This window comes from Flavobacterium sp. GNP010, assembly GCF_056428945.1.
Genome location: NZ_JBWJVK010000014.1, coordinates 71,171 through 86,774 on the forward strand (window position 1 = coordinate 71,171; position 15,604 = coordinate 86,774).

The 15,604-nt window shown below is 33.8% G+C and carries 16 protein-coding genes; 10 read left to right on the forward strand and 6 right to left on the reverse strand.

Annotated features, from left to right (window positions below):
* The first annotated feature begins 33 nt into the window (after positions 1 to 33).
* A complete protein-coding gene (locus tag AC061C_RS07925; RefSeq protein ID WP_478290715.1) occupies positions 34 to 1,371 on the forward strand; it encodes an FAD-dependent oxidoreductase in 1,338 nt (445 codons plus the stop codon).
* A 57-nt stretch (positions 1,372 to 1,428) separates the two neighbouring features.
* Here the strand turns inward: AC061C_RS07925 and AC061C_RS07930 are convergent, their stop codons facing one another.
* From AC061C_RS07930 to AC061C_RS07940, 3 genes are read right to left on the reverse strand one after another with little or no spacing between them, the layout of a single operon-like run.
* Positions 1,429 to 1,791, reverse strand: coding sequence for a cupin domain-containing protein (locus AC061C_RS07930; protein ID WP_478290716.1), 363 nt, complete (start codon positions 1,789 to 1,791; stop codon positions 1,429 to 1,431).
* A gap of 34 nt (positions 1,792 to 1,825) precedes the next feature.
* The gene (locus tag AC061C_RS07935; protein ID WP_478290717.1) at positions 1,826 to 2,194 is read right to left on the reverse strand and encodes a DMT family protein; all 369 of its coding nucleotides are present in this window, start codon (positions 2,192 to 2,194) and stop codon (positions 1,826 to 1,828) included.
* Positions 2,195 to 2,210: 16 nt separating this feature from the next.
* Positions 2,211 to 3,719, reverse strand: coding sequence for a helicase HerA-like domain-containing protein (locus AC061C_RS07940; protein ID WP_478290718.1), 1,509 nt, complete (start codon positions 3,717 to 3,719; stop codon positions 2,211 to 2,213).
* Between the two features lie 369 nt (positions 3,720 to 4,088).
* Here AC061C_RS07940 and AC061C_RS07945 point away from each other — a divergent pair, with 369 nt between their 5' ends.
* The 7 genes from AC061C_RS07945 (at position 4,089) to AC061C_RS07975 (ending at position 10,607) form a co-directional block, all read left to right on the forward strand.
* Positions 4,089 to 4,907, forward strand: a complete 819-nt coding sequence (locus AC061C_RS07945) for a MotA/TolQ/ExbB proton channel family protein (protein WP_478290719.1) — start codon at positions 4,089 to 4,091, stop codon at positions 4,905 to 4,907.
* A 90-nt stretch (positions 4,908 to 4,997) separates the two neighbouring features.
* Positions 4,998 to 5,597 carry an ExbD/TolR family protein gene (locus tag AC061C_RS07950; RefSeq protein WP_478290720.1) on the forward strand — a complete coding sequence of 200 codons (600 nt, stop codon included), beginning with the start codon at positions 4,998 to 5,000 and terminating at the stop codon, positions 5,595 to 5,597.
* Between the two features lie 18 nt (positions 5,598 to 5,615).
* Positions 5,616 to 6,161: an ExbD/TolR family protein gene (locus AC061C_RS07955; protein ID WP_478290721.1), complete on the forward strand. Its 546-nt coding sequence runs from the start codon at positions 5,616 to 5,618 to the stop codon at positions 6,159 to 6,161.
* A gap of 39 nt (positions 6,162 to 6,200) precedes the next feature.
* The gene (locus AC061C_RS07960) at positions 6,201 to 6,998 is read left to right on the forward strand and encodes an energy transducer TonB (RefSeq protein WP_417969025.1); all 798 of its coding nucleotides are present in this window, start codon (positions 6,201 to 6,203) and stop codon (positions 6,996 to 6,998) included.
* A gap of 233 nt (positions 6,999 to 7,231) precedes the next feature.
* Complete coding sequence (locus AC061C_RS07965) at positions 7,232 to 8,155, forward strand: PstS family phosphate ABC transporter substrate-binding protein (protein WP_478290722.1); 924 nt, start codon at positions 7,232 to 7,234, stop codon at positions 8,153 to 8,155.
* Positions 8,156 to 8,171: 16 nt separating this feature from the next.
* Positions 8,172 to 9,839 carry a tetratricopeptide repeat protein gene (locus tag AC061C_RS07970; RefSeq protein WP_478290723.1) on the forward strand — a complete coding sequence of 556 codons (1,668 nt, stop codon included), beginning with the start codon at positions 8,172 to 8,174 and terminating at the stop codon, positions 9,837 to 9,839.
* Between the two features lie 135 nt (positions 9,840 to 9,974).
* Positions 9,975 to 10,607 carry a 7-carboxy-7-deazaguanine synthase QueE gene (locus AC061C_RS07975; RefSeq protein WP_309758323.1) on the forward strand — a complete coding sequence of 211 codons (633 nt, stop codon included), beginning with the start codon at positions 9,975 to 9,977 and terminating at the stop codon, positions 10,605 to 10,607.
* 190 nt (positions 10,608 to 10,797) lie between these two features.
* On the opposite strand, the gene AC061C_RS07980 is transcribed toward AC061C_RS07975, so the two are convergent.
* Positions 10,798 to 11,340 carry a YfiT family bacillithiol transferase gene (locus AC061C_RS07980; RefSeq protein ID WP_478290724.1) on the reverse strand — a complete coding sequence of 181 codons (543 nt, stop codon included), beginning with the start codon at positions 11,338 to 11,340 and terminating at the stop codon, positions 10,798 to 10,800.
* A 14-nt stretch (positions 11,341 to 11,354) separates the two neighbouring features.
* Entirely contained in the window at positions 11,355 to 12,071 is a 717-nt protein-coding gene (locus AC061C_RS07985; RefSeq protein ID WP_478290725.1) for a class I SAM-dependent methyltransferase, read from the reverse strand.
* 93 nt (positions 12,072 to 12,164) lie between these two features.
* On the opposite strand from AC061C_RS07985, the gene AC061C_RS07990 reads away from it, so the two are divergent.
* Complete coding sequence (locus AC061C_RS07990) at positions 12,165 to 12,659, forward strand: YkgJ family cysteine cluster protein (protein WP_478290726.1); 495 nt, start codon at positions 12,165 to 12,167, stop codon at positions 12,657 to 12,659.
* Between the two features lie 97 nt (positions 12,660 to 12,756).
* On the opposite strand, the gene AC061C_RS07995 is transcribed toward AC061C_RS07990, so the two are convergent.
* Positions 12,757 to 13,974 carry an exo-beta-N-acetylmuramidase NamZ family protein gene (locus AC061C_RS07995; RefSeq protein ID WP_478290727.1) on the reverse strand — a complete coding sequence of 406 codons (1,218 nt, stop codon included), beginning with the start codon at positions 13,972 to 13,974 and terminating at the stop codon, positions 12,757 to 12,759.
* A gap of 112 nt (positions 13,975 to 14,086) precedes the next feature.
* Here AC061C_RS07995 and AC061C_RS08000 point away from each other — a divergent pair, with 112 nt between their 5' ends.
* On the forward strand, positions 14,087 to 15,313 hold the full coding sequence (locus AC061C_RS08000) for an ABC transporter permease (RefSeq protein WP_478290728.1): 1,227 nt from the start codon (positions 14,087 to 14,089) through the stop codon (positions 15,311 to 15,313).
* Positions 15,314 to 15,604: the final 291 nt, after the last annotated feature.

The following is a 15,604-nucleotide window of genomic DNA, read 5'->3' on the forward strand; positions in this document are numbered from 1 at the left end:
CAGTAATTTTGCGTAACTTTTGATATTAAAATAATGCAAACTCATAAAAAAATAGCAGTTGTAGGTTCTGGATTAGTAGGATCTTTATTGGCTATTTATCTTCGTAAAGCGGGACATACAGTACATATTTACGACAGAAGTCCCGATATTCGAAAAATACAATTTTCAGGTCGTTCGATCAACTTGGCCATGTCAAATAGAGGGTGGAAAGCTCTAGATGCAGTAGGAGTAGGAGATGAGATTCGGAAAATCGCTATTCCTATGGATAAAAGAGCAATTCACTTAGTTGATAAGCTTAATTTTCAAAATTACGGACAAGAGGGCGAGACCATTGACTCTATTTCTAGAGGAATTTTGAATAGGAAGATGATTCACTTGGCAGAAGCCGCAGGCGCTGAATTCTTTTTTGAGCATAAAATATGGGATGTGTCGCTGGATACTGCAACGCTTCATATTGGTGAAACTGAACGAGGAGCATGGGAAGATAAAAAGTACGATATGGTTTTTGGTGCAGACGGTGCTTTTTCCAGAATTCGTCACCGCATGCAACGCCAAAGCATGTTTGATTATTCCCAAGAATTCTTACCTATTGGTTATAAAGAATTAAATATTCCAGCTAATACAGATGGAACGCATAAATTAGATAAAAATTCTTTTCATATTTGGCCGCGTGGAGAATACATGCTGATTGCCTTGGCTAACTTAGATGGCAGTTTTACATGTACTTTATTTATGCCATTTATGGGAGAAAATTCATTTGATTCCCTGCAAACTAGAGCTTCAGTCGAAGCATTTTTTGAAAAAAACTTACCAGATACTATTGATGTAATTCCAAAACTAGCCGAAGACTTTTTCAAGAATCCTACCAGTACATTGGTTACAATGAAATGCTATCCGTGGACTTATGAAGACAAAGTGGCACTTATTGGAGATGCAAGTCACGCTATTGTTCCTTTTTATGGACAAGGAATGAATTCTGGTTTTGAAGATATTTCTATTCTGAACGAGATGATTGAAAAGTATGGTGACGATTGGAAAACGATTTTCTCTGAATACCAAAAATCTCGTAAGCCCAATGCAGATGCAATAGCCGAACTTTCTTATCGTAATTTTTTAGAGATGAGTTCGAAAACAGCCGATGAAAATTTTCTGTTACAAAAGAAAATTGAAAAATGGTTCTCCGATAAATATCCTGAAAAATGGATTCCATTATACAGCAGAGTGACTTTTAGTGATCGCCCCTATGCCGAAGCTCTGGCTATTGGGGATTATCAAAATGAAATTATGCAAGAGGTTTTAAAAATGGTAAATATTGAAAATCTTTGGAACTCAAAAGCAGTAGAAGATAAAATCATATCGTTACTACAATAAATAAATAGCAGTCGTTCTATTGTAATGCAATAAGGACGACTGCTATTTTTCTATAAATTAATCTTCTCGGTGTACTTTATTGAAGTCAAAAGCGGGCTTGCAAATAGCAATATATTCGCAGGGTTCATCAAAAGGATTCGAGTATTGCACGCGAGTGTTTCTTTCAATACGTATCGATTGGCCTGCTTCGAGTATTATAATTTCCCCTTCAATACTAAATTGTTTTTTACCTTTAATAATATAGGTGTACTCCTCAAATTCTGGCGTTTGGAAAGGTTCACTCCATTTTGGAGGTGCAATCATATGTGCAATGGATATTTCTTGATTGTTGGTGGCTGCAACACCATGATGTTCTTCTATTAATTTACTATCTGTTGTGGGAACTACGAAAGGAGCTGTTTGTATAAAGTATTTTTTCATTTTAATTTTTTGAGCAATTCAAATTGCTGATTCATTATTTTTTGAATATAAAGTAAACGGCCAATATCAAGAACACAAAGCCTATGGCATGATTCCATCTAAAGGTTTCGTTTTTAAAAAAAAGTGTAGAGCAAATTACAAAAACAAATAAGGCAATTATTTCTTGAATCACTTTTAATTCGAGCAAGGAGAAGGGACCTCCATTGCCTCGGAACCCAATTTTATTAGCTGGAACTTGAAAAAGACAGATAAAAAAAGCAACAGCCCAAGTTATCATGACGGTTGCGAATATTCCAATATTTTCTAATGATTTAAATTCCTTAAATTTCAAGTGGCCATACCAAGCTAAAAATATAAAGATATTCGTAATGATTAATAATCCTATTGAAACAATGCCTTTCATTGCATATGATTTAAAGTTATTTCTTCAAGATCTTGGCTAAAATACTAAAAGCACCTCTGATAAAACTGGCGCTGGTAACTATTTTCAGTGCCGATTTGCCTAGAGTAGTGGCGGTACTAGGTTCGTTTCTTTCTGATTTTGTTTCTTCCTCTTCTGTGGTTTGCTCATTTGCGGCATCAATTTTTTTAATCAAAATCTCATAAGCACTATCACGATCAATTAGTTCGCTGTATTTTTTAACGAGTTTCGATTTACTATTGATTTCTTGAATTTCACTTTCGGTCAAAATGTCCATACGGCTCATAGGAGCACGCATCATTGTCGCTGCAAGCGGAGTTGGAATTCCTTTCTCATTTAGAGCGGTAACAAGTGCTTCTCCTATCCCAAGGCTAGTTATGACTTCGTCAGTTTTATAAAATTCAGATATGGGATAATTATCAGCGGTTTGTTTAATCGCTTTTCGGTCATTAGCGGTAAAAGCTCTCAATGCGTGTTGGATTTTTAGTCCCAATTGTGCTAGTACTCCACTTGGAATATCCATCGGGTTTTGAGTGATAAAGTAGATTCCAATCCCTTTCGAACGTATTAATTTGACTATAGTTTCTATTTGCTCTAATAATGCGGTACTGGCTTCATTAAAAATCAAATGAGCTTCGTCAATAAAAATGACTAATTCGGGTTGATCTGCATCTCCTTTCTCGGGCATTTGTTGATAGATTTCAGCTAACAAGCTCAGCATAAATGTCGAAAACAATTTAGGTTTGTCTTGAATATCAGTCAGCCTCAAGATGTTAATATATCCCTTTCCATTCTCATCAAAGCGCATTAAATCATCAATTTCAAAAGATTTTTCACCAAAAAATAGTTCGGCACCTTGCTGTTCTAATTCGATGATTTTCCTTAAAATAGTTCCAGTTGTCGAGGTCGAAATTTTACCATAATTCTCCTCAATTTCTTCTTTTCCTTCCTCAGTGATGAAATTGATGACTTTTTTGATGTCTTTTAAATCCAATAAAGGCATCTTGTTATCATCGCAATATTTAAAGATTACAGCGATAACTCCTGCTTGTGTATCATTTAAATTTAAGATTCGGGAAAACAAAACGGGACCAAATTCAGAGACAGTTGCGCGAAGCCGAACACCATTTTGTTCGGATAAACTTAGTAATTCAACTGGAAAACTAGCGGTTTGATAGGGTATGTTTATTTTGGCATGGCGCTCCGTGATAAATGCTTTCTCTTCTCCCTCTTTTGCAATTCCGCTAAAATCACCTTTGATGTCCATCATCAATACCGGTATCCCAAAAGAAGATAATTGTTCAGAAAGTACTTGAATGGTTTTTGTCTTTCCTGTACCTGTCGCACCAGCGATTAATCCATGGCGGTTTAATGTTTTTAACGGTATTTTTACGGCTGCATTACCTAATGCTTCTCCATCTAATAGGGCTCCTCCAAGAATGATACTTTCTCCTTTAGAGCTATATCCTTCAGTGATTTGTTGTATGAAATCTTCTTTCCTGCTCATAATGCGTTTTTGTTATATAGACTGCAAGATATTATTTTTTTATAAAAGTACAATTTTAGTGTTTACCGCAGTTTTCTTGCTTTTTTATTGTTAATGTCATAAAATAATAGTTTTCTTGCTAATTAGACTAATTTCGAAATATTGTGTTAAACTTTATTAAAAATTTATTTTATGTTTGATTTTTTTAGTCATTTTTTACGAATATCTGTATAAATGTGGTGCGATTCATAATAAATGTGTTTTTGAAATAAATTTAATTATAATTAAATTAAAAAAAGTTTTTTTATTTAAACTAAAAATATAAATTTGCCTTACTACAAGTTTAATATAACTAAGATAATTTATTTAAAACTATTAAAATTAAAAAAAATGGCAAACGTTAAAAAAGAAAAAAGTGCAAACGGAGGAGGAATGATTTCTGGAATCATTATTGTAGCGTGTATTTTTGTTGGATGGTTAATTTGGAATTTCATAATGGGTAATGGCGCTAACTTTGAAGGTGGTGTTAATACAGGTCACCCACTGCCAGGAAGTTTGTTAGGAATGGTTTACAAAGGAGGTCCTATTGTACCAGTTTTGTTAGGATTATTGTTAATGGTTGTTGTGTTTTCATTTGAGCGTTATGCTGTAATTTCAAAAGCTGCTGGTACAGGAAATCTTGATCAATTTATGACAAGTGTACAAAGAGACATTAAAGCTGGAAATATTGAAGGAGCTATTGCTTCATGTGACAAGCAAAAAGGTTCTGTTGCAAACCCAATTAAATCTGCTTTATTGAAATACCAAGAAGTTAAAAAAGAAGGTTTAGATAGTGAAGCTGCTGCTGAAACAATCCACAAAGAAATCGAAGAAGTTACTTCATTAGAAATGCCAATGTTAGAGAAACACATGACTGTACTTTCTACAATGGTATCTTTAGGTACTCTTGCAGGATTATTAGGAACAGTAACGGGGATGATTAAAGCGTTTAGCGCATTATCTGCTGCAGGTACTCCAGATCAAGCTGCTCTTGCAAATGGTATTTCTGAGGCACTTATTAACACTGCAACAGGTATTTCTACATCTGCACTTGCAATCGTAGCGTACAACTTCTTTACTTCTAAAATTGATACTTTGACTTATTCTATTGATGAGGCTGGGAATACAATTGTAAATACATACAGACACTTCAGAAGTGCTCAAAAATAATTAATAATTTAATTTGCAGAAAAACAGAAATCTGTGAAACAGATTCTGTTTTTCTTGTAAATGTAAAAAAATATATTAATGGCTATAAAAATGAAGAAAAAAGCAGGGTCTACGGACATGACTGCTATGTGTGACGTCGCTTTTCTTTTGTTGTCTTTCTTTGTAATGACTGCAACAGCTAAGATACCGGAAGCATTGCCTGTAGATACACCGGCTTCAACAGTACAGTCTAAATTACCAGATGATAATTTAGCTACGATTACTGTAGGAAAAGGAAAAGTTTTTTACGATCTAAAAGGTAGAGAAGTAAGAAAGAAAGCTCTTGAGTTAATGGGGCAAAAGTATGGAATTGCTTTCACCGCAGAAGAATCTGAAACTTTTGGTTTAATGGAAGGTGTTGGAGTGCCAATATCAGGATTGAAACAATTAATTGCTATGAAAACGGCTGACAGAAGCAAGCCAGGTGTACAATCTGGTGTACCAAAGGATTCATTAGACAATCAATTAAAAGAGTGGATTTACAATTCTCGTATTGCTAATATTGATGTTAATGATAAAGAATTGCAAATTGCTATAAAAGGTGATGCAAAAGAAGAATATCCTGCAATTAAACGCGTTATGGATATTTTACAAGATCAAAAAATCAATAACTTCAATCTGGTTACTGGTTTAAGAGCTACTGAAAAATAACTAAAAAAATACACTAAAATGGCTGAATTAAATACCGGCGACGACGGAGGCAAAAAAGGTGGAAAAGTAAGAAGTAAAAAATCAAATTCAAAAGTAGATTTAACTGCTATGGTTGATTTGGCATTCTTATTGATTACCTTCTTTATGCTTACAACTACGCTGTCTAAACCGCAATCTATGCCTTTGGGTTTGCCTGATAAAGAAGATGATCCGACTGATAAACCGATTAAAGTAGATGAAAATCGAACCATGACGGTGATGTTAGGGGACAATGATAAAATGGTTTATTACATGGGTTTGCTAGCTACTCCTATTGCTGGTCCAACTGATATTTCTTATGGGAAAGAGGGAATTCGTAAAGAATTATTGAAAAGAAAAAAATCAGTAGTAGAATATACTCAGGATAAAGACAAAGGTTTAATTGTTATCATCAAACCAAGTAAAAAATCAAATTACCGAAATTTAGTTGATATACTAGATGAGATGGCTATTGTAGGTGTCCCTTCAAATGCAATTGTAAATGATTTTTCCCCTGAAGAACTAAAATTGTTAGAAGGTAAATAAAATTTTCGTATTTACTCTATAACCTAATAATTAAGAAAAATGAAATTAGATATATTCACAAACCAATGGCTTGATATTGTATTCGAAGGTCGTAATAAAGCTTATGGCGCTTACGAACTAAGAAAATCAAATAACAAAACTACTGTAAGAGCACTTATATTTGGTGCAATTGTTTTTGCTATAGCAGTTAGTATGCCTCTTATTTTAGGTTTATTGCCAAATTCTTCAGATGGTGATGACACTTTAGATACTAAAATCGTTAGTATCAAATTGCCTCCAAAGAAAGAAGAAATTAAAAAAGATATTCCACCACCACCACCACCGCCGCCAAAAGTTGATCAAGTAAAATTTGTGAAACCAGTAGTTGCTAAAGCAGAGGAGGTAACAGAAGAACCACCTAAAACGGTAGAAATTAAAGATAAAAAACTAGGTGCTGAAACAATTAAAGGTGATCCTGATGCTGTTTTATCTGTTGAGCCAGTTGGTACTGGAACTGCAGCAGTAGTTGAAGAAGTTGATAACCAAATTTACAACACTGCAGGTATCGAAGTTAAACCTGATTTTCCAGGAGGAATTGAGAAATTTTACAAATTCGTTGGTAACAACTATCAAACTCCAGAAGAAGAGGGGTTAAAAGGTAAAGTATATGTTACTTTTGTAGTAGAAAAAGATGGTTCATTAACAGATATCAAAGTAATAAGAGATATTGGTTACGGTACTGGAAAAGAAGCTATCCGTGTTTTGAAAAAATGTCCGAAATGGACACCTGGAGAGCAAAATGGTAAAAAAGTTAGAGTTCTGTATTCGCTTCCAATTACTATCCAATCTGCAGAATAATGTTAAATAACATACTTAATAATATTAAGAAGAAATCGCTTAAAGAGCGATTTCTTCTTGTTTTAGGAATTTTGTTTTTTTGTTTATACCTCGTTCTCGGTTTGTTCATTATCTTTATGAATAACTTTCCACTCGATATGCAGCCTGTTTATCGTGTTGCTTTTGGTGTTTTATTAATTGCGTACGCTTCTTTTAGATTCTTCCGAATTATTAATGATAATAATAACTAGATTATGAAAAAGTATTCTAAACTTCCAGTATTTATTTTGTTTGTAGTTGTACTATTTGTTTTTGCATGTAATCAAATATCAGACAAAAATGCCAAGGAAACCATTCTTAAAGGTGAAGTTACTGTTTTTGTTGATGAAACTTTAACTCCTATTATTGAAGATCAAGTGGATGTTTTTGAAAATGAATATGATGCTAAAGTTAAATTAATTTCTAAATCGGAAACTGAAACAGTAAATTCACTATTCAAAGAAAAAGCTGCTATTGCGATCTTATCTAGAAATTTAACGGCCGAAGAATTAAGTATTTTTAAACAAAGGAAAATTAATCCCAAAGTCACAGTATTTGCAACAGATGCAATAGCTTTTATCGCTAATAAAAACAATAAAGATACTTTGATTGCGTTGAAAGATGTAGTCAATTTTATACAAGGCAAATCAGTTCCATCTATCAAAGGATTAGTTTTTGATAATTTGAATTCAAGTACAGTTCGCTTTATGTCTGATTTAGCTAAAATTAAGGCTGTTCCAGATAAAGGTGTTTTTTCATTTAAATCTAATAACGAAGTTATTAAATACGTTTCTGAAAATGATGGTATGATTGGCGTTATAGGTGTAAATTGGTTGACACAACCGTTGCCTGACATGCAAAAATATGTTGATAATGTTACTTCTTTATCTGTTAAGGGATTTAAAGAGAATGGATATTATAAGCCATCACAAAATAATATAGCAGAGGGGAAATATCCTTTGGCACGTGATTTGCATATAGTCAATTGTCAAGGATATTCTGGTTTGGGAATGGGGTTTGCCTCATTTGTTGCTGGAGATGTTGGACAAAGAATAGTATTAAAATCTGGATTGTTACCGGTTCGTATTCCAACAAGGAAATTTACGATTGTAGGTAAAGACCAAAACGATAAAAAATAAATTAATTACAATTACAATGAACAAATTTAAATTCTTTAGTGTTGCATTGTTGGCCTCTGCTTTTGCAAGTCAAGCACAAGATATTAATCAAGCTAAAAAGGCTATCGATGCAGAGCAATTTGAAAGTGCTAAATCGATCTTGAAATCGATTATTAAAGCAAAACCTAGTAATGGCGCTGCTTTCTTTACTTTAGGGAATGTATACCTTACTCAAAGTATAGAAGATTCTGCTAAAATATATTTTCAAAATGGATTAAATGCATCTGAAGGTGCTAAGTTGAACCATATTGGTTTAGGTCAAATGGATCTTGATAAAAGTGATGTTACAGGAGCACAAGCAAAGTTTGCTTTGGCAACAAAGGACATCAAAAAGAAAGACGTTCAAGAGTATGTGTATATTGCTAGAGCGTATATGAATACTGTAAAGCTTGATTTTAAAAATGCTATTGCAGTTTTGACTCGTGCAGCTGTTAATAATTCGCAAGATGCACAGCTTCAACTTGCTTTAGGTGATGCATATTATGGTGATGGCAAACAAAATGAAGCCTATGTTGCTTATAGAAGTGCTTTTCAATTAGACAATTCATTACTAAGGGCTAAAATGCAATTGGGTGTATTGCTAAAAGGAGCAAAATCGTACGATGAAGCCTTGAAAGCGTATAATGAAGTAATCGCATTGAATCCTAATTATGGTCCTGTGTACAGAGAGTTAGCTGAGACTTACTATAAAATGGCGCGTAACAAGCCATCGCAAGCTGCAGCAAATTACAAAATTGCATTAGAAAACTATGATAAATATATGTCATTTACAGATTATTCTATTCAGTCTAGAATGCGTCGTGCTGACTTCTTAATTTTAATAGAAGATTATGCTGCACTAGAAGTAGAAGCTAACAAAATGATAGAATTGGATAAAGTTAATCCTAGGATCTATCGTTATTTAGGGTACTCTGCTTATAAAAACGGTAATGTCGATGTTGCAATAAAATCTTTGGAAAGTTTTATCAATACTCCAGGAAATAAAGCAATTGCTTTAGATTATTTATACTTGGGTTTAACAAAAATAAAAAAAGGGACTAGTGCTGACGGTACAAGTATCGATGCAGTAGCTTTAAATTCAGGATTGGTCGATATCAAGAAGGCAGTAGACATGGAACCTTTAGCAGTTCAAGATTTAAGTGAAGTTGGTAAAAAACTATTCAGCCAAAAACTATACAAAGAAGCTGCTTTGGTTTTTGAATTTGGTGCAAATGTACCTGATTCTAGAACGTATCTTGATGATAACGTGTACTATGGCTTGGCAAATTATTATGCTAATAGTGCTAAAGATGTGAAAGCTGATGCTGTAGCTTTACAAAAAGCAGATGCTGCATTTGAAAAAGTTTTAGTAGCATCGCCAACATATTATGAAGCATACTTGTATAGAGCGAGAACAAATCGTTTGCTTGAAAAAGATGATGTGATGACGAAGAATTATGAGGACTATGTAGCAAAAGTTACCACTTTAGGTGCTGATGAAGTTGCTAAGCCAGCTGTTAAAGCTAAGTTCATAGAATCGTATAACAATATGGCTGCCAGTTTTGCTAACACAGACAAGATTAAAGCTATTGAATATTTCAACAAAACATTAGCAATAGACCCAGCAAATAAGTATGCTGTAGATTCTATTAAGATTTTAAAATAATTTTTCAAAGGTTAAAATTAAACCGATAGTCTACATTTGACTGTCGGTTTTTTTGTTTGTATAGATTTGTTTTAGTTACTATTTTCAAATTAACTCATTTTCAAAATACCTATCTTTGCACTTCAAAATATAATAATGTTATCAAAAGAAATACAATTAGAAGTTAATAAAGGTGCTATGCTTCCGCTGATGGAAGAATTTTATACCATACAAGGCGAAGGATATCATACAGGAACGGCTGCATACTTTATTAGAATTGGTGGGTGTGACGTAGGTTGTCATTGGTGTGATGTAAAAGAAAGTTGGAACGCTGAATTACATCCTCCAACAGGCATAGAGTTAATTGTTTCTAACGCAAGTAAATATTCAGAAACAGTTGTTGTTACTGGTGGAGAGCCTTTAATGTGGGATATGACTTTGTTGACGCAAAAGTTAAAAGAGAATAATAGAAAAGTTCATATTGAAACTTCGGGTGCATATCCACTTACAGGAACTTGGGATTGGATTTGTTTGTCTCCAAAGAAAAATAAATTACCAACAAAAACCGTTTATGATAATGCGCATGAGTTGAAAGTTATCATTTACAATAAACATGATTTTATTTTTGCCGAAGAGCAAGCTGAAAAAGTAAATAGTAATGCTATTTTATTTTTGCAACCTGAATGGAGCAAAAAAGAAGAAATGACCCCTTTGATTGTAGATTATGTGATGAACAATCCAAAGTGGCGAGTTTCGTTGCAAACACATAAATATTTGAATATTCCTTAATACTTGAAAACCTTAAACAACAAATGGTGTTTGAGGTTTTGAATTAAATATAATTTGTGAATTAATTTATGGAAAACTTATTTCTTGTAATCCTATAGCCCTAGCCCAGATAGAAGCGGTATCCTTTTTTGTCTCATTTTTTTAAGGAGACAAAAAAGATATAGCGGATAGCTGGAAATAGCTCCTAATATTACCAGCCTTTTTGCTTTTTCAATTCGGTGATGTGTGCTAAGTGATGATTTCCATGCCAAGCATAAGTTCCTATTATTTCCTTGATTTTAAATGCTGCGTTATTCTCAGGATGTATAAATGTTTTTTCTAAATCTTCGTCAGATAAACTATTCATTAAATACGCCAAACGAAAGTGCAATCCTTCCAGAAAGGAAAGGGTAGGCTGAACGGGCATCGTTAAATTGTCATGTAATTCAGCCCAACGATCTTCATGATAGAATTTTATTGTTGGATTTTTCTCGGTCAGCGCCCATTTTATTCTAATGAAACAATTCATGTGACTATCGGCACAATGATGAATTACTTGACGGATTGTCCAACCATCTTGACGATATGGTTTTTCGAGTTGTTCTTCGGTTAAGTGATGTATTTCTTTTTTCAATCGTTCAGGGAAACTTGCGATTTCTGCTATTTTATTAGTTATATATTCTCCTGAATAGATTGCTGGTGCGATAAATCTCCCAATAGGATAACGTAAATGTTCTAATGTTGAGTTTTCCATTTTATAAATGTATTTTAAATCGAAAGCTTCGCTAAATAGTCATAATGTTCCCCTTCAAGAATTAACTCGCTTTTTAATCCATTGGCGAAAGCCGCATTTTGTAACGTGTTGTAATCTAAGTAAAGCCAAGGAAATTCGTCTTCTTTTTCATTTTTATAACGTATTGTAAAAGTCAATTCTCCATAGTAGCCATTACTTGGAATCCATTTACCTCCATCTTCATCGTTGTCGAACATATAAATGATATCTGAAGAATCGATTAAAATTTGTCCGTCTGGGTTTAGCAAACTTTTTAGTTTTTGTAAAAATGGAGTGGTTTCTTTTAATGTTCCAAAAATACCGGTTCCATTCATTAATAATATAATGGTATCAAATTTATTTTCAGGATTATCAGAGTCCATCTCAAGAATATTTTGAACGTGAGTATTTTTCAATCCTCTTTGGTTACAGGCTTCTATTGCATTTGGAGAAATATCAATGGAACAAACCTCAAGATTTCTTTCGTTTTGTAAATACAAACTATGGCTTCCTGCTCCACAACCTACATCGAGAATTTTCCCCTTTGCTAGTTGCAAGGCTTTTTGCTCCAGTTTTGGCATTTCATTATAAGTACGAAATAAATATTCAACACTCATTTCATCTTCTTCAGAAATAGAGGTTTCTGTGATTAAATCTTCCGGGGAATTATTAGTTTGAAAATCAAGTATGGCTTTGCCAAAAAGGTCTTTCATAGTCTTTGTAAGGAACGAAGCAATCGCGCCTAGTTATTTAGTTATTACTGCAGAAGTTGATTACTTTTGTGGTTCAAACTTCAAACTTTAAACTTGAAACACATACTAAACAATCTCCCTAAAGAAGCCAAAGATAAGCATATCGAAAATAAAAAGTATTTCGATAAGTTGAAAAAGAAGACGCCAAAGAATTTAGATTATGTGATGCAGGACTTGCATGATGCTGAATTTAAGAAAACAGACTGTCTTAAATGTGCCAATTGTTGTAAAACGACAGGGCCATTATTTACGGATGCGGATATTGAGCGTGTTTCAAAATATCTTAGACAAAAACCACAACAGTTTATTGAGCAATATCTTCAAATCGATGAAGACAGAGATTATGTGTTGCAAAGCGTCCCGTGTACTTTTCTGGATAATGAAAATGCGTGTATGATTTATGATGTTCGTCCAAAAGCATGCAGAGAATTTCCACATACGAATAGAAAAAAGTTTCAACAGATCACTGATTTAACATTGAAAAATGTAGCTATTTGTCCAGCTGCTTTTAATATTGTAGAAGAAATGAAGAAAAAACTGCCGCTTTAAAAAATATTTCATCTAAATAAACTAATCATGTTCGGTTGCGTCTCCCTCTCCTTTGGAGAGTCCCGTCCCGACGCTTCGGGATCGGGAGGGGTGAGGACTAGTATATCAAATATTTCTTTCTCATTTCCTTAAACGCTTCTAATCCTTTCTTCCAGCTTTCTCTGATTTTACTTTCCGAAATTCCTGCTTCTATTTGCTGTTGTAATTTTTTAGTTCCTGCAAGTTTGGTAAAAAAAGGATTGAAGAATTTTGATTTGTTATTTGTTGTCTGAAACGCTTTGATTAACCATTTCAATTCAAGCTGATTCAGCCTTGAATAGTTTGATAAATCTTCCCCATAACAAAGTACTCCATTATAAACAGGATTTTGTGCGCCCAAATTTGGTTTAGGAGTAAAACTAAAGTCACTTTTGGGTAAGTAAGGAGAGCCATAAATTTGAAATTGGTTTTCAGTTCCACGTCCCACACTTACATTGGTACCTTCAAAAAGGCATAAACTCGCGTAAAGATTCACAGCTTGATCATTCGGAAGATTTGGCGATGGCTTTACAGGTAAACTATAATTCATTTTTCTGTTGTAATTACTGCAGGGAATAACAGTCAGTTTGCATTGCAATTCATTCTTTAACCATTTCTCGCCATTAATCATTTGTGCATATTCGCCAACTGTCATTCCGTGAAGCAAAGGAATTGGATGCATACCTACAAAACTGCTACATTCTTTTTCAAGAATTGGTCCATCCACAGTACGTCCGTTCGGATTTGGTCGGTCAAGAATCAAAAGCGGAATATTATTTTCGGCACAAGCTTCCATTATATAATGTAACGAAGAAATGTACGTATAAAATCGTGCTCCCACATCTTGCAAATCAAAAACCATAATGTCAATACCTGCGAGTTGCTCTGGTTTTGGTTTTTTATTGTCGCCATAAAGCGAAATAATGGAAAGTCCAGTTTTAGAATCTTTTCCGTCAACGATATGTTCGCCCGCATCAGCAGTTCCTCGAAAACCGTGTTCTGGCGCAAATATTTTTTGGACAGCAATATTTTTTTCTAAAAGAAAGTCGACCAAATGTGTTTTATTAGAGAGAATTCCAGTCTGATTGGTTACAATCCCAATTTGCGTGTTGTTTAATAATGGCAAATAGTTGTTGTAATTATCTGCTCCAGTTTTTATTTCTGTTTTTGGTTTGTCACTAACTATTTCTAAATCTGATTTTGTATTTATCCTTGTGTCTGTTTTTATGGCAGAACAGGAAGTCGAAATGATTGTTAGCAATATAAAACTAAGCGATATTTTAAATAATGAGTTCATATATAGGTTCAAATAAAAGTAAGGCCAATTAGTGTAATTCGTGTTTTAGCTGTATTTTTGGCTTTAGCAACGCAAACTAGCGAAGCAAATCCAAATTAGAAAAGCAATCAAATTGAATTTAGAATACTTCATCGCAAAGCGGCTCATTACTACCAAAGATTATAAAAGTAGCATTTCTACGCCAATTATAAAAATTGCTATCTCAGCAATTGCCATTGGTATGATTATGATGATTGTTTCGGTAGCTACAGGAATCGGATTGCAACAAAAAATTCGAGAAAAAGTATCGGCTTTCAATGGACATATCATTATTTCGAATTACGATAATAATCAATCCGAAGTTACGCTGACGCCAATTTCTAAGAACCAAGATTTTTATCCCAAGTTTAAAACCGTACCAGGAGTAGAGCATATTCAAGCGATTGCTAGTAAAGCTGGAATCATAAGGACTGAAACCGCATTCGAAGGAATTATTTTTAAAGGAGTTGGTACTGATTATAAATGGGATAATATAAAGGAGTACTTAGTTAATGGACGTATTCCAAACATCAATGGGAAAATAAACGAAGAAGTAGTGATTTCTCAATTTATTGCTAACCGATTGAATTTAAAAGTAGGTGACGCTTTCAATACTTTTTTCATGAAGGAGAAAGGATATAATTTGCGTAATTTTAATATTGTTGGAATTTTTAATTCAGGTTTTCAAGAGTTTGATGCGACTTTTATCATAGGCGACATTCGTCACATGCAGCGAATCAACAAATGGACTCCAGATCAAATAGGTGCTTTTGAAGTTTTTGTAGATGACTTTAATGCAATAGAATCAACAGGTGAGCAAGTTTACGCACAAACCGCCTCCACACTAGACAGTAAAACTATAATCGAAAAATACAGTTATATATTCGAATGGCTTCAATTATTCGATTTCAATATTATTGTTATCTTAGCAGTCATGATTCTCGTAGCCACAATAAATATGGTTGTAGCATTACTAGTCCTCATTCTCGAGCGAACACAAATGATAGGAATTTTAAAGGCGTTAGGAGCTACTAATTGGTCGATTCGAAAAATATTTTTATACAATTCCCTTTACCTTATTTGCAGAGGATTATTTTGGGGAAATCTAATTGGTATTTCATTATTGTTAGTTCAGCAGCAATTTGGAATAATTCAACTTCCACCAGAGAACTACTATGTCAATCAAGCACCAGTGTATTTAAACTGGGGATACATCCTTTTGTTAAATGTACTAACGGTGTCTGTGTGTTTTTTGGCACTGTTAATTCCTTCCTATATAATAACAAAGATATCCCCTATAAGCGCGATACGATTCGATTAGAATATTTTTTTTGGCGTTCCTCCTTATATAGAAAGGCGATTATCGAAAAGGATAATCGCCTTTCTATATATAAGGAGTCGGGCTATACGCTACAAGTCCTCGTTAAGTTCCGTTGCACTTCACTTACCTGTGGGCTTTCTGCTTCTATCCCTAACGCGCGCCCAGAATAATTAGGACAAACAGTCCAATCCAGAGGATAAGAACTATCGCCAACCCAAAATCAGTTACCTTATATATAGAAAATGAAAAACCGATTAGTATGTAAGGAAAAGTATAAAACCATTTTATCGA

Bases quoted from the DNA above. Each gene is read 5' to 3' on its own strand.
- AC061C_RS07975 (WP_309758323.1), top strand. From the start codon at position 9,975: ATGTTATCAAAAGAAATACAATTAGAAGTTAATAAAGGTGCTATGCTT.
- AC061C_RS07965 (WP_478290722.1), top strand. From the start codon at position 7,232: ATGAAAAAGTATTCTAAACTTCCAGTATTTATTTTGTTTGTAGTTGTA.
- AC061C_RS07950 (WP_478290720.1), top strand. From the start codon at position 4,998: ATGAAGAAAAAAGCAGGGTCTACGGACATGACTGCTATGTGTGACGTC.
- AC061C_RS07970 (WP_478290723.1), top strand. From the start codon at position 8,172: ATGAACAAATTTAAATTCTTTAGTGTTGCATTGTTGGCCTCTGCTTTT.
- AC061C_RS07940 (WP_478290718.1), bottom strand. From the start codon at position 3,719: ATGAGCAGGAAAGAAGATTTCATACAACAAATCACTGAAGGATATAGC.
- AC061C_RS07960 (WP_417969025.1), top strand. From the start codon at position 6,201: ATGAAATTAGATATATTCACAAACCAATGGCTTGATATTGTATTCGAA.
- AC061C_RS07930 (WP_478290716.1), bottom strand. From the start codon at position 1,791: ATGAAAAAATACTTTATACAAACAGCTCCTTTCGTAGTTCCCACAACA.
- AC061C_RS07925 (WP_478290715.1), top strand. From the start codon at position 34: ATGCAAACTCATAAAAAAATAGCAGTTGTAGGTTCTGGATTAGTAGGA.
- AC061C_RS07980 (WP_478290724.1), bottom strand. From the start codon at position 11,340: ATGGAAAACTCAACATTAGAACATTTACGTTATCCTATTGGGAGATTT.
- AC061C_RS07955 (WP_478290721.1), top strand. From the start codon at position 5,616: ATGGCTGAATTAAATACCGGCGACGACGGAGGCAAAAAAGGTGGAAAA.
- AC061C_RS07995 (WP_478290727.1), bottom strand. From the start codon at position 13,974: ATGAACTCATTATTTAAAATATCGCTTAGTTTTATATTGCTAACAATC.
- AC061C_RS07945 (WP_478290719.1), top strand. From the start codon at position 4,089: ATGGCAAACGTTAAAAAAGAAAAAAGTGCAAACGGAGGAGGAATGATT.
- AC061C_RS07985 (WP_478290725.1), bottom strand. From the start codon at position 12,071: ATGAAAGACCTTTTTGGCAAAGCCATACTTGATTTTCAAACTAATAAT.
- AC061C_RS07935 (WP_478290717.1), bottom strand. From the start codon at position 2,194: ATGAAAGGCATTGTTTCAATAGGATTATTAATCATTACGAATATCTTT.